Origin of the sequence: Gordonia sihwensis (genome assembly GCF_029632925.1) — a bacterium.
Lineage (GTDB): Bacteria > Actinomycetota > Actinomycetes > Mycobacteriales > Mycobacteriaceae > Gordonia > Gordonia sihwensis.
Genome location: NZ_CP121248.1, coordinates 1,943,026 through 1,960,376, shown reverse-complemented (window position 1 = coordinate 1,960,376; position 17,351 = coordinate 1,943,026). Strand labels below are relative to the sequence as shown.

The window sequence follows — 17,351 nt, the reverse complement described above, 5'->3', positions numbered from 1 at the left end:
TCTGCGCCCGGCGCGGCGCCGGTCAGCGTCTGCGCAACCGCAGGCGGGAGAAGATGAACAGCGTGAGTACCAGCGCGATGGCCACCAGCGCCGCATAGCTGATGAGCGCGTGCGCGAGGGAGGGTTCCCAGAGCGGATACATCATCTCGCCACCGGGCTCGTCGATCTTCACCTGGGGAACCTGATCGGCGATCCACGGGATGTTCACCGACTGCGCCGCATTGGTGTACCCCCAGTAGGTCGGGAACAGCCAGGTGATCGGCTTGACGAAGGCCGACCCGATCGCGAACAACCCGCCTGAGAGGACCAACTGGACCATCACCACGATCACCAGCGGCGGCATCGTCTGTTCGGTCGATCGCACGGCCGCCGAGATCGCGAGGCCGACGAGCACGCTCACGCACGCCAGTGTGGCGACCGCGATGAACAGCGTCACCGCGGGCGGGATCGCGGGTTCGGCGCCGCCGGTCTTGACGATGTCGGCGGCCTTCGGCATCGCCCGAAGCCCATAGGCGATGCCGATCATGATCGCCACCTGGACCACGCTCATCAGCGAGAACACCAGGATCTTGGCGGTCAGGTATGCGCCCGGACGCAGTCCCACCGCGCGCTCGCGCTCGAAGATCCCTCGCTCGCCGACCAGATCGCGGACGGCGAGCGCGGTGCCCATGAAGGCGGCGCCGATCACTAGCACGGTGAGGATCTGCAGAGCCTCCCCCGGATCCTTCGGCGGGACGTAGTCGTTCGTCGGCGGCAGCACCGCCCGGCTGAATCCCTTGTCACCCGGGATCACGAGGGTGAGCAGTCCCAGGACGATCGGCATCACCAGCAGCACCACCAGGTACCCCTTGTCGGCCCACACCAGGCGGAACTGCCGTCGGGCCACCGTGCTGGTCTGCCGCATCAGGCCCATCTTGACCGGTGTGACGGGTGCCCCGGGCGCGGGCGCCTGCGGTGGCGGCTGATGCGGATGGCGCCCGCGGTACTGGGCCCAGGCCTGGTCGGGCTGTTCGGCGACGTAGCTGAAGATCTCCGCCCAGTCGGCGGTGCCCATCTCGCCGGCCACATCCCCGGGGGCGCCGCAGAACGACGTCTTGCCGCCGGGCGCCAGCAGCAGCACTTGGTCGCACAGACTCAGGTAGGTGAGCGAGTGGGTCACCACCAGCACCACGCGACCCGCGTCGGCGAGCCGGCGCAGCGTCTTCATCACCTGCTGGTCGAGAGCCGGATCCAGACCCGAGGTCGGCTCGTCGAGGATGAGCAGCGACGGCCCGGTGAGCAGCTCCATCGCCACCGAAGCGCGTTTGCGCTGGCCGCCGGAGAGTTTGTCGACGCGGGTGTCGACGTGCTCGGTGAGCTGGAGTTCGGAGAGCACGCCGTCGATCACGACGTCGCGGTCGGCGGTCGACAGATCGGCGGGCAGCCGCAGTTCGGCCGCATAGCGCAGCGCCTGTCGGAGGGTGAGCTTCTGGTGCAGCACGTCGTCCTGCGGCACCATCCCGATACGGGAGCGCAGCGCCTCGTACTCGCTGTGAACTCCGCGCCCCTCGAAGGTCACGACTCCGACTGTCGGGTTGTTCAGGCCCGCGACGATCTTCGAGACCGTCGACTTGCCCGCTCCGGACGGGCCGATGATCGCGGTGAGCGTGCCGGGGGCCGCGGAGAAGGAGACGTCGTTGAGCAGTGCCTTGCCGTCGATCGTCAAGCCGATCCCGGATACCTCGAGGCCACCGGCCACCTGCGCCTGTGGCCGCCCGCGCACCAGGCGGCCGTCGGTCAGCACGAAGTCGGAGTTGCCGATCGTGACGACGTCGTTCTCGCTGAGGCGATGCGCCATCACGCGACGGCCGTTGACGAAGGTGCCGTTCACGCTCCCGAGGTCTTCCAGGAGCAACCCCTGCGGGGTACTCGTCATCCGCGCATGGTGCCGGGAGGCCAGGACGTCGCTGACGACGATGTCGTTGTCGGGCGTGCGGCCGATGGTCTGCACGCCGGTGAGCGAGATGGTCTCGCGCCCGCGCAGGTCGCCGGGCACTTCGTAGACGGCCGACGCGTTCTGATGCAGTGCCGCCAGGTGCGGGGCGTCGGGAAGCGCGCCGAATCGCGGGGGCGCCTGCCGGTATCCGCCGGGCGGACGCTGAGCCGAGAGCGGTGCGGTGGCCGGACGGTTCGCCGGGCGCACGGGTGGCCGGTCCGGCCGCTGCGGCCCGGACGGGTACGGCGTCGGCGCCTGCGGTCCGGCTGCGGATCGCAGCGGGCGAGACTGCGGCGCCGGAGGCTGCGGCACGGGCGGTTGCCGGCCCGGGACCGGACGCGAGGGCGGCACCACCGTCGGAGCCGCGGCTCCCTGCGGAGCCAACTCGACCACGGGTCCGGTCGCCGCATCACCGAGGCGGATCTGGACCGGCCGGTCGATCCGGGCCGCGGACTGCCGGACGCCTGCCACGAAGAAGCCGTTCGTGCTTCCGCGATCGACCACGCTCCAGCCGTCCGACCACTCGAACGCCAGGTGCACGCGGGACACGAGCGGGTGATTCACCACGACGTCGTTGTCGGGAGTGCGCCCGAGCGTCGCCGGTGAGGTCCGCACCACATGCGGGCGAGCCTGTGCGACCCGGACCTGCAGCGGGGTGATTGCTGTCGTGTTCATCGCCGGTAACTCTAGCGAGTCCCGGCGCCCGGCCTAGACCGACGGAATGACTAAGCCGGATCCGGGCTCCGGCGAACGCGGTCGGGCGGGCCGCGGACCAGAGCCCGGGATCAGAGATACTGGCCGGTGTTCGACTCGGTGTCGATGGCCCGGCTGGCACCGCCGGTCTTACCCGTGACCAGCGTCCGGATGTAGACGATGCGCTCGCCCTTCTTCCCCGAGATGCGCGCCCAGTCGTCCGGGTTGGTCGTGTTCGGCAGATCCTCGTTCTCCGAGAACTCATCCAGAATCGAGTCGAGGAGATGGCTGATCCGCAGTCCGCTCTGACCGGTGTCGAGATGCGCCTTGATCGCGTACTTCTTCGCTCGGTCGACGACGTTCTGAATCATCGCTCCCGAGTTGAAGTCCTTGAAGTACATGATCTCCTTGTCGCCGTTGGCGTAGGTGACCTCCAGGAACCGGTTGTCGTCGGACTCGGCGTACATCCGCTCCACCACGCGCTGGATCATCGCGTCGATGCACCGCCGGCGATCGCCGTCGAACTCCGCCAGATCCTCCGGGTGCACCGGTAGATCGGGCGTCAGGTACTTCGAGAAGATGTCGATCGCCGACTCCGCGTCCGGCCGCTCGATCTTGATCTTGACGTCCAGACGGCCCGGCCGGAGAATCGCCGGATCGATCATGTCCTCGCGGTTGGAGGCGCCGATCACGATCACGTTCTCCAGGCCCTCGACGCCGTCGATCTCGCTCAGCAGCTGGGGCACCACCGTCGTCTCGACATCCGAGGACACGCCGGAGCCGCGGGTACGGAAGATCGAGTCCATCTCGTCGAAGAAGACGATCACCGGAGTGCCCTCCGACGCCTTCTCACGGGCGCGCTGGAAGATCAGCCGGATGTGTCGCTCGGTCTCGCCGACGAACTTGTTCAGCAGCTCCGGGCCCTTGATGTTGAGGAAGTACGACTTGGCCTCGTGCGCGTTGTCTCCGCGCGCCTCGGCGATCTTCCTCGCCAGTGAATTGGCGACGGCCTTCGCGATGAGCGTCTTGCCGCATCCGGGAGGTCCGTACAGAAGCACGCCCTTCGGCGGGCGCAGCGAGTACTCGCGGAACAGGTCCTTGTGCAGGAACGGGAGTTCGACGGCGTCGCGGATCTGCTCGATCTGACGGCGGAGCCCGCCGATGTCCTCGTAATCGACGTCCGGAACCTCTTCGAGGACGAGATCCTCCACTTCGGCCTTCGGGATGCGCTCGAGGGCGAAGCCGGCCTTGCCGTCGATCATCAGCGAATCGCCGGGCCGGAGCTTGCGGGTCGACTCGCCGCCTTCGTCGGTGTGGATCAGCGAGCCCGCGAGTTGGACGATCCGCTCCTCGTCGCTGTGGCCGACGACGAGGGCTCGCCGTCCGTCCGCGAGGACCTCGCGCAGGGTGCTGATCTCGCCGACCGTGTCGTAGTCGAGCGACTCGACGACGGTCAATGCCTCATTGAGGCGGAGCGACTGGCCCCGCCGGAGAGTGGAGGCGTCGATGTTGGGTGACAGCGTCAGCCGCATCTTGCGACCGGAGGTGAACACGTCGACGGTGTCGTCGTCGAAGACCTGCAGGAGCACGCCGTATCCGCTGGGCGGCTGACCCAGGTTGTCGACTTCCTCGCGCAGGGCGATGAGCTGCTGCCTCGCCTCTTTGAGCATCTCGGTGAGCTTGCTGTTGCGCACGGTGAGACTCTCGACGCGCTGCTGCATGGTCGAGAATTCGACGCTGCTGCTGGGCGAACGGTCGGACTCGGTCATCGTCTCTCCTTTGCCGGCGGTACGTACTCCACGCTACCCGCGTGTGGGACGCCGTTGTACCCGAAGCGTTTCCGTACCGTCGGCGAGTCGGCGCGCGGTGATCAGGAAGGCGGTGTGGCCCTGCATCCGGTGCTCGGGGCGGACCGCGAGACCCACCGCACTCCACTCGCGGACCAGCGACTCCCATGCGCGCGGCTCGGTCCAGCACTGCTGTTCGCGCAGGCCCTCCATCACCTTCGACAGCTGCGTCACCGTGGCCACGTACACGGTCAGCACGCCGCCGGGGCGGATCGTCTTCGACACCACGTCCAGGCACTCCCACGGCGCGAGCATGTCGAGGATGATGCGGTCGAACTGCTCGGCGGGGTCGTGATCGACGAGATCTCCGACGCGCAGGGTCCAGTTGTCGGGGCGCCCGCCCAGGAAGGTCTCGACGTTGCGGACGGCGTGCTCGGCGTGATCCTCTCGCACCTCGTACGACAGCACCGAGCCCTCGGTGCCGACGGCGCGCAGCAGCGACAGCGTCAGCGCTCCCGATCCCGCGCCGGCCTCCAGGACTCGGGCCCCGGGGAAGATGTCGCCCTCGGCGACGATCTGCGCGGAGTCCTTCGGGTAGATCACCTGCGCCCCGCGGGGCATGGAGACCACGTAGTCGGTCAGCAGCGGTCGCAGCGCCAGGTACTGGGTGCCCGAGGTCGCCTCGACGACGCAGCCCTCGGGGCTGCCGATCAGATCGTCGTGCAGGATGCCGCCGCGATGCGTGTGGAACTGCTTGCCCTCCTCCAGGACGACGGTGAACTTGCGTCCCTTCGCGTCGGTGAGCTGTACGCGATCGCCTACGGCGAACGGGCCGGTTGTCGCCATCGTGCTGGTGTCCTTCAAGTCGGTCGGCAGGGCCGATTCGGGGCCTTCGCGAGGAGTGGAGAGGCCCGGGAATCGCTCAGACAACCTTGTCATAGAGTGCCGGTATGGACATGAGCGAGGTGCCCTACAGCTGCTACTACGAGCCCATCCCCGTCCCCGGCGGTGACGATCCGGGCTACGAGTACTTCCAGCCGACACCGGCCACGGCGAGCGTGTGGTCGCAGGACATGCAGCACGGCGGTCCGCCCGCCGGCCTGCTGATGCGCGCGATGATGCGAGCCGTGCCGGACGACGGTCAGGAGTTCAGCCGCATCACCACCGAGATCATCGGACCCGTGGGGCTGGGCGTGAACCGGATCCGCACCAGCATCCCGCGGCCGGGCCGCCGCATCTCGATGGTTCAGGCCGACCTCGAGGCGCAGGGGCCCGACGGCACCTACCGGACGGTGGCCCGGTCGGTGGCGTGGCGTCTGCTCGGGTCCGACTCGACGGCCGTCGCCGACGCTCCCCTCGATCCGCTGCCCGCCTCGCCGGACGAGCTTCCGCAGACGGTCGGATTCCCGACACAGGACACGGACGCGGTCGCGTGGGGAAAGGTCGGGTTCATCGGCACCACTGTCACCGCCCGTCAGCCCGGCCGCAACGGCAAGACGCCGGCGATCTGGATCCGGCCCGCGATCCCGCTGGTGGCCGGCGAGGAGATGTCGCACCTCGAGTCGGTGTTCACCGTGCTCGACGTCGCCAACGGCGTCGGGACGCGTCTGGACCCGACGCAGTGGTCGTGGATGAACATGGACACGACGGTCCATCTGATCACCCAGCCGACCTCACCGTGGCTCGGTGTGGACTCCGATCTCGCCGTCGGCGCGCGCGGCTACGGCGCGAGCTTCGCCGACCTCTACGACGTCTCAGGCTTCCTCGGCCGCTCGGCGCAGACCGATCTGATCGCCGAGCAGGGATAGCGGCTGGAGCTACTTCTAGGCTGGTTGGACACCTCACCGGCTGGTTGGGCGCCTAACAGGCTGGTTGAGCGCCTAACAGGCTGGTTGAGCGCCTAACAGGCTGGTTGAGCGAGCGTAGCGAGTCGAAACCGCCGCGAGTGAAGCTGGGAACCGAGCGATCGAGCTCCCAGCCCGGGTGACAGTTGGCTTCGACTCGCTGCGCTCGCTCAACCAGCCTGAGGAAAGCGCTCACTCAGCCAGACCGGGTGGCAGTTGGCTTCGACTCGCTACGCTCGCTCAACCAGCCTGAGGAAAGCGCTTGCTCAACCAGCCCGGGTGGCAGTTGGCTTCGACTCGCTACGCTCGCTCAACCAACCTGGGGAAAGCGCTCACTCAACCAGCCCGGGTGATAGTTGGCTTCGACTCGCTACGCTCGCTCAACCAACCTGGGGAAAGCGCTCACTCAACCAGCCTGGGTGGCAGTTGGCTTCGACTCGCTACGCTCGCTCAACCAGCCTGGGGAAAGCGCTCGCTCAACCGGCCTGAGGAAGGCGAGCGTGTCCTAGAAGCGGCAGGAGCGGATGTCCGAGGCGAGGATGGCGCGGACGCCCAGTTCCGACAGGTCGTCCATCAGCGGCTGATGCGTCTTACGCGGAACCATCGCGCGGACCGCGAGCCATTCCGGGTCGAGCATCGGCGACACGGTCGGCGATTCCAGGCCGGGCGTCATCGCGACCGCCTGATCGAGCAGTGCCTTGGGGCAGTCGTAGTCGATCATCACGTACTGCTGACCGAAGACCACGCCCTGTACGCGGGCGATGAACTGCTTCGCGGCCCGGGAGGCCTCCGCTGACTCCGGATTGCGGATCAGCACCGCCTCCGAATCGCAGAGGGAGTCGCCGAACGCCGCCAGACCGTGCAGCCGCAGCGTGCGTCCGGTTCCCACGACGTCGGCGATCGCGTCGGCCACGCCGAGCTGAATCGAGATCTCCACGGCACCGTCGAGGCGGATGATCTCCGCGTCGATCCCCCGGGCGGCGAGGTCGCGGCGGACCAGGTTGGGATACGACGTCGCGATCCGCTTGCCCGCGAGGTCGGCGACGGTCCATTCCTGGTCGGCCGGAGCGGCGTAGCGGAACACCGAGGAACCGAAACCGAGCGCCACCTCCTCGATCACCTCGGCGCCGGAGTCGGCGGCCAGGTCGCGCCCGGTGATGCCGAGATCGAGGGTGCCCGCACCCACGTAGATCGCGACGTCCTTGGGACGCAGGAAGTAGAACTCGACGTCGTTGTTGACGTCGATGACGTTGAGGTCCTTGGGGTCCGAGCGCTTGCGGTACCCGGCTTCGGAGAGGATTCCGGCGGCGGCTTCGGACAGGGCGCCCTTGTTGGGGACGGCGACGCGCAACATTGCGGTGACTCCTAGAGGATGTGGTCGGCGGGAGGTGTCGGTGACCGGAGGCCGGCGGTCAGAGGTAGCGGTAGATGTCCGCGGGGGTGAGCCCGCGCTTGACCATCATCACCTGCAACCAGTACACGAGCTGGGAGATCTCCTCCGAGAGCGACTCGTCCGACTCATGCTCGGCGGCCAGCCAGACCTCGCCCGCCTCCTCGATGATCTTCTTCCCGAGCGTATGGACGCCCGCGTCCAGAGCGGCGACGGTACCGCTGCCCTCGGGGCGGGTCTGGGCCTTGTCGGCCAGCTCAGAGAAGAGTTCGTCGAAGGTTTTCACACCGACTATTTTTGCACGTCGAGTCGATCGGTCCCTGGCCGGGGCGCGGTGCCCTCCCGGGGCGCGCGACGGGGTCCGGTCAGCGTGCGGCGAAGACCTCCGCGAGATCGTCGAGGGTGAGACCCTCGAGCGTCTCTCGGTAGGTGTACGTCGGCTTGGGCGGCACCGGGATCGCCGACGGGATCACGATCGCGGGCACGCCGGCGGCGTGCGTCGCGGCGGCGCCGACCGGCGAGTCCTCGAAGGCCAGACACTCGGACGCGCAGAATCCGACCAGTTCGGCGGCCCGGCGATAGATGTGCGGCTCGGGCTTGCCCGCCTCCACCTCGTCGCCGCAGACGGTGGCGACGAACCGGTCGCGCCCCAGCGTCTCGAGCATCACATCGGTGACCTCGCGGACCGTGTTGGTGACCAGCACCATCGGGATCTCCGCACCCGCCACGAGGTCGAGCGCGGAGAGTGCGCCGGGCCGCCACCGCAGATCGGTGGCGAACAGTTCGAGGACCCGAGCGACCATCGCGTCCTCGTCGGCCTCGAAGTCGCGCCCGGACTCCGGCACCCGTGCCGCGTCGTACACCTTGGTCAGCGCGTCCACCGAACTGTTGCCCATGGTGGCGTTGCGCAGCTCCGGAGTCATCTCGGCGCCGATGCCGCGGGCGAACTCCTCCATCGCCCGGCCCCACAGCGGCTCGGTGTCGAGGAGCGTTCCATCCATGTCCCAGAGCACGGCGCGCGGAAGCACACGGTCGTCTGTCACTGCCTCTTGCCTTTCGACGTCGGTTCCCGATCGGCCGGCGACGGGCCACGGCCATCGGGCACCAGCGTAGGCCAGCGGTCGTCGGCGCGGGCGGATCGCCGCACCCCTCAACTGACCAGGTTCATCACCAGGTTGATGGTCGTGGCGATGATGACCGTTCCGTAGACGTAGCTGAGCAGGCAGTGCTTGAGCACCTCGCGCCGGATGACAGTGGGTCCGACGGCGGTGTCCGAGACCTGATAGGTCATGCCGAGGTTGAAGGCGAAGTAGAAGAAGTCCGCGTAGCAGGGCGGATCGCTCGTGTTGAAGTCGATCCCGCCCGGCTCGCCGGCGTAGTAGATCCGGGCGTACCGCGACGCGAACAGCGTGTGCAGCATCCCCCACGCCGCGAGCACCGCCACCACCGCCAGCATCGCGTACCAACTGCCGTTGCGGTCCCGGGCGGCCAGCAGCAGCACACCGATCGCGGACAGACTCACCGCGAGCGTTGCGATCAGCGCCGCATCGCCGAGTTCGTCGCGGACGTCGGCGGCCTCCGCGTGGGCGCGGGTGGTCGGCGCGTCCATCGGCCACAGCATCGCCACCGACCACACCAGATACACCGCCGACGTGACCGTCACCATCAGCATCGGCGCGAGCTGCCACAGTCCGGTCGCCGGCCAGACCACCGCGGCGATCACCAGTCCCGCCGCGAGTCCGACGATGAAGCGCGTCATCCCGCGCACATCCCGTTTGGCCATGCTGTGACGTTATCGGAGCGCCGAGCCGGTCGCGGACCGCACGCCCGGGGCGGCCCCGCCGTCAGCGGGGACTCCCCTGGCGCGGCCCTCGGACTACGTGTTGAAGTACTTGGCCTCCGGGTGGTGCAGCACGAAGGCGTCGGTGGACTGCTCCGGATGCAGCTGCAGTTCCTCCGACAGCTCGACGCCGATGCGGCCCGGTTCCAGCAGATCGATCATCTTGGCGCGGTCTTCGAGGTTCGGGCAGGCACCGTAGCCGAAGCTGTAGCGCGCACCGCGGTACTCCAGGTCGAAGAAGCCCTGCGGGCGGTCGGGGTCCTCGTCGGCCATCACCCCGTCGGCGAAGGTCAGCTCGCTGCGCACCCGCTGATGCCAGTACTCGGCGAGCGCCTCGGTGAGCTGCACGCCGATGCCGTGCACCTCCAGATAGTCGCGGTATGCGTTCTCGGCGAACAGCTTGTTCGCGAAGTCGGCGATCGGGGTGCCCATCGTGACCAACTGGAAGGGCAGGACGTCGACCTTCCCGTCGGCGAGCGCCTGCTCCCTGGAACGGATGAAATCGGCGATGCACAGGAAGCGGGGGCGCTGCTGCCTCGGGAACTCGAAGCTGTGCCGGACGGGCGCGGAGGGGTCGGGCGACTCCAGCACGTGCACCGTGTCGCCCTCGCTGACGGCCGGGAAGAAGCCGTAGACGACGGCGGCGTGCTGCAGGATCCCCTCGGTCGCCAGACGGTCGATCCACTCGCGCAGGCGCGGCCGCCCCTCGGTCTCGACGAGTTCCTCGTAGTCGGGTCCCTCTTCGCCGCGGGTGCCGCGCAGTCCCCACTGTCCGAGGAACAGCGCGCGTTCGTCGAGCATCGCCAGGTAATCGGCGACCGGAATGCCCTTGACGATCCGCGTCCCCCAGAACGGCGGTGTCGGCACCTCGTTGTCGGCGGCCACATCCGACCGCGCCGGGACCTCGACCGGCGGTTCGGCGGCCTTGCGCTTCTCCGCGATCCGCTTGGACCGTTCGCGACGGGCCTTGCGCTCAGCGACCTTGGCCGCGGCGGCCTTGGCCTCCTCGCTGTCGGGATCGGGACCCTCTCCGCGTTTGATGGCCATGATCTCGTCCATCAGCGACAGCCCCTCGAAGGCGTCGCGCGCGTACCGGACATCACCCTCGTAGACGTCGGCGAGATCGCCCTCGACGTACGTGCGGGTCAGTGCCGCCCCGCCCAGCAGCACCGGGTAGTCGGCCTTGCCCTGGGAGTTCATCTCCTCCAGGTTCTCCTTCATCACCACCGTCGACTTGACCAGCAGTCCGGACATGCCGATGACGTCGGCCCGATTCTCCTCGGCCGCCGACAGGATGGTCGCGATGGGCTGCTTGATGCCGATGTTGACGACGTCGTACCCGTTGTTGCTCAAGATGATGTCGACGAGGTTCTTGCCGATGTCGTGGACGTCGCCCTTGACGGTGGCGAGCACGATCTTGCCCTTGCCGTCCTCGTCGGTCGCCTCCATGAACTGCTCGAGATGCGCCACCGACGACTTCATCACCTCGGCGGACTGGAGCACGAAGGGCAGCTGCATCTGGCCCGACCCGAACAGTTCGCCGACGGTCTTCATGCCCGACAGCAGAGTGTCGTTGATGATCGACAGCGGCGGAACGGTCTGTCGCGCTTCGTCGAGATCCTCGATCAGGCCGTTCTTGTCGCCGTCGACGATCCGCCGCTCCAACCGCTCGAACAGCGGCAGCGCCGCGAGTTCGGCGGCCCGCGACTCGCGCGCCGACGCCGCCGACACGCCCTCGAACAACTCCATCAGCTTCTGCAGCGGATCGTAATCGTCGGTGCGGTTGTTGTAGACGAGGTCGAGGGCCGTCTGTCGCTGCTCGTCCGGGATCCGCGCCATCGGCAGGATCTTCGACGCGTGCACGATCGCCGTGTCCAATCCCGCCTTCACGCACTCGTGCAGGAACACCGAGTTCAGCACTTGACGCGCGGCGGGGTTGAGACCGAACGAGATGTTCGAGATGCCGAGCGTGAAGTGGACCTGCGGATGGGCCTCCTTGATGCGCCGGATGGCTTCGATGGTCTCGATGCCGTCGCGGCGCACCTCCTCCTGACCGGTCGAGATCGGGAAGGTGAGCGCATCGATGATGATGTCCTCCTCTTCGAGACCCCAGTTCTGGGTGAGGTCGGTGATCAGCCGCTCGGCGATGGCCACCTTGTGATCCGCGGTGCGTGCCTGCCCCTGCTCGTCGATCGTCAGCGCGACCACGGCGGCGCCGTGCTCCACGACGTGCGACATGATTCGGGTGAACCGCGAGTCGGGCCCGTCGCCGTCCTCGTAGTTCACCGAGTTGACCGCGCAACGGCCGCCGAGGTGCTCGAGGCCGGCGCGGATCACGTCGGGTTCGGTGGAGTCGATCATGATCGGCAGCGTCGACGCGGTCGCGAACCGGGAGGCGAGCTCGGTCATGTCGGCCGCCCCGTCGCGGCCGACGTAGTCGACGTTGAGGTCGAGCATGTGGGCGCCGTCGCGGGTCTGGTCCTTGGCGATCTCGAGACACTTCTCATAGTCGCCGCTGATCATCGCCTCGCGGAAGGCCTTCGAGCCGTTCGAGTTGGTCCGTTCGGCGATCACCAGGAAGCTCGCGTCCTGGTGGAACGGCACCGCGGTGTACAGCGACGAGGTCTCCGACTCGTGCTGGGGGTGGCGGGAGGCCGGGGTGACGTCCTTGACCGCCTCGGCCACCTGGCGGATGTGCTCGGGAGTGCTGCCGCAGCACCCACCGACGAACTGCAGACCGTAGTCGGCGACGAATCCCGACAGCGCGGACGCCATGTCCTCCGGGGTCAGCGGATACTCGGCGCCGTTCTTGCCGAGAACGGGCAGGCCGGCGTTCGGCATCACCGAGACCGGGATCCGCGCGTGCTTGGACAGGTACCGCAGATGTTCGCTCATCTCGGTCGGACCGGTGGCGCAGTTGAGTCCGACGACGTCGACGCCGAGCGGCTCGATCGCCGCCAGCGCTGCACCGATCTCCGAGCCGATCAGCATGGTGCCGGTGGTCTCGACGGTCACGTGGGTGATGATCGGCAGGTGGCGGCCGAACTGCTCCATCGCGCGGCGTGCCGCGACGACGGCGGCCTTGAGCTGCAGCAGATCCTGGCTGGTCTCGACGAGGATGGCGTCGGCACCGCCCTCCAACATGCCGAGCACGCATTCGACGTACGCGTCGCGGATGGCGCCGAAGGTGGTGTGCCCGAGGCTGGGAAGCTTGGTGCCCGGACCGATCGAGCCGAGCACGAACCGGTCGGTCCCGTCGGCCGACGGCCCGAACTCGTCGGCCACCCCGCGGGCGATCGACACCCCTTTGTAAGCGAGTTCCCGGATCCGGTCGGCGATGTCGTAGTCGCCCAGGTTCGACAGGTTGCAGCCGAAGGTGTTGGTCTCGACGGCGTCGGCGCCCGCCTCGAAGTAGGCGCGGTGGATACCTGCCAGCACGTCGGGACGAGTGTCGTTGAGGATCTCGTTGCAGCCCTCGAGCTGCCGGAAATCGTCGAGCGTCAGATCGGCGGCCTGGAGCATCGTTCCCATCGCCCCGTCACCGATCAGCACCCGACGCGACATCGCCTGGAGGAAAGTCGAGTCGTAGTTATCATGTGCGGTGGAGTGCGATGCCATACCTAGCAGGTTAGTTCGCGGCGAATCGACGGCCGTCGTAGGCTCGGTGGAATGAACTCCACACCGGACGGAAACGCAGCTGAGCAGGACGATTCGGCCGACCGCGCGGGACTGCCCATTTTACGCACGCCGATTTTAATTGCGGCGTTCTCCGGGTGGAACGACGGCGCCGACGCCGCCACCGCGGCGGTCGAACACCTGGCGCTGGAGTGGGACGCCACCTCCATCTGGGAGATCGAACCCGACGACTTCTACGACTACCAGTCCACACGTCCCACGATTCGGCAGCGCGGCGGCGTCACCCGGCACATCGAGTGGCCGGTGACGAGCATGTCGGTGTGCGTCCTGTCCGCGCACGACCGCGACGTGGTCCTCGTCCTCGGTCCCGAGCCGAACTACCGCTGGCGGTCGTTCTGCGCCCGCATCGTCGAACTCGCCGAGGCACTGGAGGTCGAGATGACCGTGATGCTCGGTGCCCTGCTGGCCGACACCCCGCACACTCGTCCGGTGCCGGTCTCGGGGACCGCCGAGACCAGCGACGCCGCCAAGCGGCTGGGTCTGGAGCTCAGCCGATACGAGGGACCCACCGGAATCACCGGCGTACTGTCGGACGCCTTCGTCCAAGCGGGCATCCCGTCGGTCTCCCTGTGGGCGGCCGTCCCCCACTACGTGGCGCACACCACCAACCCCAAGGCCACACTCGCGCTCCTGACGAACGTCGCGTCGGTGACCGGTCTCCCGATCCCGCTGGGCACGCTGCCGCACCGGGCCGAGGAATGGGAGCAGTCGATCAGCGAGATGACCTCGGACGACGAGGACATGGCCGCGTACGTCCATGAACTCGAGCAGGCCTCCGACGAGGATCTGGACGACACCATGCTCCGGATCGACGGTGAACAGCTGGCGGCGGAGTTCGAGAAGTACCTTCGTCGGCGGGACGACGAGGACTGACCGGCTCCCCCACGGCGAGAGTGATCAGCCGATGCGCTCGATCTCGACGACGGGCGTCGTCACCCGCCAGGTGCGCACCTCCGGGTCGTCGGCGGCGCGCACCCAGAACTGGGCGGGCTCCCCGACGCGGCAGATCTTGACGTCCAGCAGCGGGATGTCCTCCGAATCGCGCCGGAGTTCACTGACCTCCCACCGGTGATCGTCGGTGCGCCCGACGCCGGGTGCGCGCAGGAGGGTCATCTCCCCGAAATCGATGACGTAGGTGGAGGTACGCGTGACGACCGTCCACACACCCTCGGGACCGTCGATCGGGATCTGCTGAGCACGAGCCACGAGCGAACCTTAGCCGACCGGTGCGATGTCGACACCCAGCAGCGCATCGACGGCGTCGGCGACCAGCCGCGGCGCCGTGGTCGACGCACCGATTCCCAGGATCGCGTCGGCCGCCCACGCGTCCACGGCGGCCAGCGCCTTCGGGGTGTCGAGATCGTCGGCCAGATGCTGACGCAGTCGTGCGACGGTGTCGGCGGCGTCGGGCGCGGTCGCGAGCTTGGCCGCCCGGCGCCACGTCGCCAGTCGGCGCTCACCGTCGGCGAGGATGTCGTCGGTCCACATGCGGTCGGCACGGTAGTGCTGCGAGATCAGACCGAGTCGGACGGCTCCCGGATCGACGCCCGCGGCCCGCAGCTTCGACACGAGCACGAGGTTCCCCAGGCTCTTGGACATCTTCTCGCCGTCGAGTCCGATCATCCCGGTGTGGACGTAGTGACGGGCGAAGCGACGCTCACCGGTGAGCGCTTCGGCGTGGGCCGCCGAGAACTCGTGATGCGGGAAGATCAGATCGCTGCCGCCGCCCTGGATGTCGAAACCCATGCCCAGCCGTCGCAGCGCGATGGCCGAACACTCGATATGCCAGCCGGGACGGCCCGGGCCCATCGGCGACTCCCACGACGGCTCGCCGTCGCGCGCGGCGCGCCACAGCAGCGCATCGAGCCGATTGCGCTTGCCCGGACGGTCGGGGTCGCCGCCGCGCTCGGCGAAGAACGTCGCCATCGTCTGCGCGTCGTATCCGGACTCGTACCCGAACTGCGGTGTCGCGTCGACGCTGAAATAGACGTCCGGGAACTCCTCGTCGTCCACCACGTAGGCCGCGCCCCGCGCCAGCAGCTCGCCGACGGCGTCGACCACCTCGCCGATCGACTCCACGGCGCCGACGTAGTCGCGCGGCGCCAGGACTCGCAGCGCCTCCATGTCGGCGCGGAACAGATCGATCTCACGCGAGCCGAGGTCGCGCCAGTCCACACCGTCGCGTTCGGCGCGCTCGAACAGCGGGTCGTCGACGTCGGTGATGTTCTGCACGTAGTGCACGTCGTGCCCGCCGTCCCGGAGAATCCGGTTGATCAGGTCGAAGGTCACGTAGGTGGCGGCGTGGCCGAGATGAGTGGCGTCGTACGGGGTGATGCCGCAGACGTACATCGTCGCGACCTCACCCGGGCTGACCGGCTTCACCTGGGCGTCGGAGGTGTCGTAGAGACGCAGCGGGACAGCGGGCCCCGGCACGGACGGAATCTTGGGCGACGGCCACGAATGCATGCCGTCAACTGTATGTGCCCGCGGCCGGTGCCCGGCAGTCCGGGTACCCGGTCAGAAGGGCGGCCACGGGATCGCGCGGCTGTGGGGCGGCAGCGGCATCACGCCCACATCGGCGAGCGACTTCGCACGCCGCAGCAGCGCGGCGATCTCCTCCGGGGTGATCAGCGTCGACAGACGCACATGCAGCACGCTGTCCACGTCCTCGAGCACGCCGCTCAGACGCGCCAGGTCGGCACGCTCGCCGGGCGGCACCGGGGTGCCCGCCCATCCCCACAGGATGGTCCGAAGCTTGTTCTCGCTGTGCAGGCAGATCCCGTGATCGATGCCGTACAGCCGGCCGTCGCCGTCGGTCAGGATGTGCCCGCCCTTGCGATCGGCGTTGTTGAGGACGGCGTCGAGCACCGCGAGGCGGCGCAGCCTGTCCTCCACCGAATGAACGAGGATCACTTCATCGCCTCGGTGGTCGTAGGCGTTGAGGACCCCGCGATACCCCTCCGGCACCTCGCCGGCGGGCACCAGATCCACCGGGTCGAGACGGCCGTCGTCCGACGGCGGCTGCTCGATCCACCGCTGGACCATGCCCGCACCCAGATCGATGTCGGTCGGACCGTCCTCGCGCAGCACGGTCTCGGGTATCAGATCCCATCCGAGTGCGTCGCTGATGAGATAGGACGCCACTTCGCGGCCGGCGAGGGTCCCGTCCGGGAAGTCCCACAGCGGTTCCTCACCGCGTACGGGCTTGTACACGCAGCGCATGGCCGTCCGTCCGTCCGACACGGCGCAGGCCACCGTGAGGTTGCTGGCCGAGGCGATGCGGCCCAAAACGGTGAGCTCGCCGGTGGCCAGCAGCTCCAGGCAGTCGGCGTTCACCGGTGCGTGTCGTCCCCGCCCCAGTCGCCGTCGTCCGCGCCGTCACCACGCTCGTCGGTGCCGTCGTCGTCGCTGTCGTCATCAGTGTCGTCGTCCAGTACGGCGTCCTCGTCCTCGACGGTGAACGACGAGTCGAATCCGGGCACCAGCCGACTCAGACTCGCGAGCACCTCCGGGTCGACGAACTCGATTGACCGGCTGAACTCGGCGTCGCGTTTGTAGCCGTTGCTGCGTGCGCAGATGTGCCCCGACGGATCCAGCGGCTGGTCGCACAGGGGACACAGCGGGCGGCCGGCCGCGATCACGCGCATAGAGCGGGCACTGAACTCGCGCGCCTCGTCGGCGGTCAGGAAGACGCGGACGGTGTCCGGTCCCTCCTCGGTGTCGTCGAGGATCACCGACTCGTCCAACGGCTGTTCGGTGACCGCGAGCAGTTCGATCACCACCGCGGCCGCATCGGCGTCCCAGCCCAGACCCATCGAACCGACCCGGAACTCGGAATCGATCGGGCTCTCGAGCGGCGAGACGTCGCCGACGTCCTCGGCCTCCGGTGGAATCGGCGTGCCGAAGCGCCGGCGCACCTCGTCGAGCAGATAGCTGAGGCGGTCGGCCAGGATCAGCACCTGCTGCTTCTCCAGTTCGACGCTCATCAACCGAGAGTCCTGCGACACCTGAATGTAGAAGGTGCGATCCCCCGGCTGACCGACGGTGCCCGCGACGAAACGCCGCGGACTCCGGAATTCGTGGATCGTACGAGCCATGACTCAACGGTACCCGGACGGCGAGCCGT

At 68.2% G+C, this 17,351-nt stretch carries 14 protein-coding genes; 2 read left to right on the top strand and 12 right to left on the bottom strand.

Annotated elements, in window-relative coordinates; all coding sequences use genetic code 11:
* Positions 1-22: 22 nt before the first annotated feature.
* The 3 genes from P5P27_RS09410 to P5P27_RS09400 form a co-directional block, all read right to left on the bottom strand.
* A complete protein-coding gene (locus P5P27_RS09410) occupies positions 23-2,650 on the bottom strand; it encodes an FHA domain-containing protein (protein ID WP_278127334.1) in 2,628 nt (875 codons plus the stop codon).
* Between the two features lie 110 nt (positions 2,651-2,760).
* A complete protein-coding gene (gene arc / locus P5P27_RS09405; protein ID WP_278127333.1) occupies positions 2,761-4,437 on the bottom strand; it encodes a proteasome ATPase in 1,677 nt (558 codons plus the stop codon).
* A 33-nt stretch (positions 4,438-4,470) separates the two neighbouring features.
* Positions 4,471-5,301 carry a tRNA (adenine-N1)-methyltransferase gene (locus P5P27_RS09400; protein WP_045539066.1) on the bottom strand — a complete coding sequence of 277 codons (831 nt, stop codon included), beginning with the start codon at positions 5,299-5,301 and terminating at the stop codon, positions 4,471-4,473.
* A gap of 104 nt (positions 5,302-5,405) precedes the next feature.
* On the opposite strand from P5P27_RS09400, the gene P5P27_RS09395 reads away from it, so the two are divergent.
* Positions 5,406-6,263: a thioesterase family protein gene (locus P5P27_RS09395; protein ID WP_006894927.1), complete on the top strand. Its 858-nt coding sequence runs from the start codon at positions 5,406-5,408 to the stop codon at positions 6,261-6,263.
* 541 nt (positions 6,264-6,804) lie between these two features.
* On the opposite strand, the gene hisG is transcribed toward P5P27_RS09395, so the two are convergent.
* The 5 genes from hisG to metH all read right to left on the bottom strand — a co-directional run bounded on the left by hisG (position 6,805) and on the right by metH (position 13,147).
* Complete coding sequence (gene hisG, locus P5P27_RS09390; RefSeq protein ID WP_006894925.1) at positions 6,805-7,653, bottom strand: ATP phosphoribosyltransferase; 849 nt, start codon at positions 7,651-7,653, stop codon at positions 6,805-6,807.
* Positions 7,654-7,711: 58 nt separating this feature from the next.
* The gene (locus P5P27_RS09385; protein ID WP_006894924.1) at positions 7,712-7,975 is read right to left on the bottom strand and encodes a phosphoribosyl-ATP diphosphatase; all 264 of its coding nucleotides are present in this window, start codon (positions 7,973-7,975) and stop codon (positions 7,712-7,714) included.
* Between the two features lie 79 nt (positions 7,976-8,054).
* On the bottom strand, positions 8,055-8,690 hold the full coding sequence (locus P5P27_RS09380; RefSeq protein ID WP_231875730.1) for an HAD family hydrolase: 636 nt from the start codon (positions 8,688-8,690) through the stop codon (positions 8,055-8,057).
* 149 nt (positions 8,691-8,839) lie between these two features.
* Positions 8,840-9,457: a DUF1345 domain-containing protein gene (locus tag P5P27_RS09375; protein ID WP_045539082.1), complete on the bottom strand. Its 618-nt coding sequence runs from the start codon at positions 9,455-9,457 to the stop codon at positions 8,840-8,842.
* Between the two features lie 108 nt (positions 9,458-9,565).
* On the bottom strand, positions 9,566-13,147 hold the full coding sequence (metH, locus tag P5P27_RS09370; RefSeq protein WP_278127332.1) for a methionine synthase: 3,582 nt from the start codon (positions 13,145-13,147) through the stop codon (positions 9,566-9,568).
* Between the two features lie 51 nt (positions 13,148-13,198).
* Between metH and P5P27_RS09365 the strand changes: the two genes are divergently transcribed.
* Complete coding sequence (locus P5P27_RS09365; RefSeq protein WP_045539073.1) at positions 13,199-14,098, top strand: PAC2 family protein; 900 nt, start codon at positions 13,199-13,201, stop codon at positions 14,096-14,098.
* A 24-nt stretch (positions 14,099-14,122) separates the two neighbouring features.
* Here P5P27_RS09365 and P5P27_RS09360 read toward each other — a convergent pair whose 3' ends face one another.
* The 4 genes from P5P27_RS09360 to P5P27_RS09345 are packed head-to-tail and all read right to left on the bottom strand — an operon-like array spanning position 14,123 to position 17,322.
* Positions 14,123-14,431, bottom strand: a complete 309-nt coding sequence (locus tag P5P27_RS09360) for a hypothetical protein (protein ID WP_006894919.1) — start codon at positions 14,429-14,431, stop codon at positions 14,123-14,125.
* Between the two features lie 9 nt (positions 14,432-14,440).
* The gene (mshC, locus tag P5P27_RS09355; RefSeq protein ID WP_278127331.1) at positions 14,441-15,691 is read right to left on the bottom strand and encodes a cysteine--1-D-myo-inosityl 2-amino-2-deoxy-alpha-D-glucopyranoside ligase; all 1,251 of its coding nucleotides are present in this window, start codon (positions 15,689-15,691) and stop codon (positions 14,441-14,443) included.
* 51 nt (positions 15,692-15,742) lie between these two features.
* On the bottom strand, positions 15,743-16,561 hold the full coding sequence (locus tag P5P27_RS09350; RefSeq protein WP_052692428.1) for an SCO1664 family protein: 819 nt from the start codon (positions 16,559-16,561) through the stop codon (positions 15,743-15,745).
* Positions 16,558-17,322 (bottom strand): DUF3090 domain-containing protein, encoded by a 765-nt coding sequence (locus P5P27_RS09345; protein ID WP_006894916.1) that lies wholly within the window; start codon positions 17,320-17,322, stop codon positions 16,558-16,560. Before P5P27_RS09345 ends, P5P27_RS09350 begins: the two co-directional genes overlap by 4 nt.
* Positions 17,323-17,351: the final 29 nt, after the last annotated feature.

Bases quoted from the DNA above. Each gene is read 5' to 3' on its own strand.
- P5P27_RS09410 (WP_278127334.1), bottom strand. From the start codon at position 2,650: ATGAACACGACAGCAATCACCCCGCTGCAGGTCCGGGTCGCACAGGCT.
- arc (WP_278127333.1), bottom strand. From the start codon at position 4,437: ATGACCGAGTCCGACCGTTCGCCCAGCAGCAGCGTCGAATTCTCGACC.
- P5P27_RS09400 (WP_045539066.1), bottom strand. From the start codon at position 5,301: ATGGCGACAACCGGCCCGTTCGCCGTAGGCGATCGCGTACAGCTCACC.
- P5P27_RS09395 (WP_006894927.1), top strand. From the start codon at position 5,406: ATGGACATGAGCGAGGTGCCCTACAGCTGCTACTACGAGCCCATCCCC.
- hisG (WP_006894925.1), bottom strand. From the start codon at position 7,653: ATGTTGCGCGTCGCCGTCCCCAACAAGGGCGCCCTGTCCGAAGCCGCC.
- P5P27_RS09380 (WP_231875730.1), bottom strand. From the start codon at position 8,690: ATGGATGGAACGCTCCTCGACACCGAGCCGCTGTGGGGCCGGGCGATG.
- metH (WP_278127332.1), bottom strand. From the start codon at position 13,147: ATGGCATCGCACTCCACCGCACATGATAACTACGACTCGACTTTCCTC.
- P5P27_RS09365 (WP_045539073.1), top strand. From the start codon at position 13,199: ATGAACTCCACACCGGACGGAAACGCAGCTGAGCAGGACGATTCGGCC.
- mshC (WP_278127331.1), bottom strand. From the start codon at position 15,691: ATGCATTCGTGGCCGTCGCCCAAGATTCCGTCCGTGCCGGGGCCCGCT.
- P5P27_RS09345 (WP_006894916.1), bottom strand. From the start codon at position 17,322: ATGGCTCGTACGATCCACGAATTCCGGAGTCCGCGGCGTTTCGTCGCG.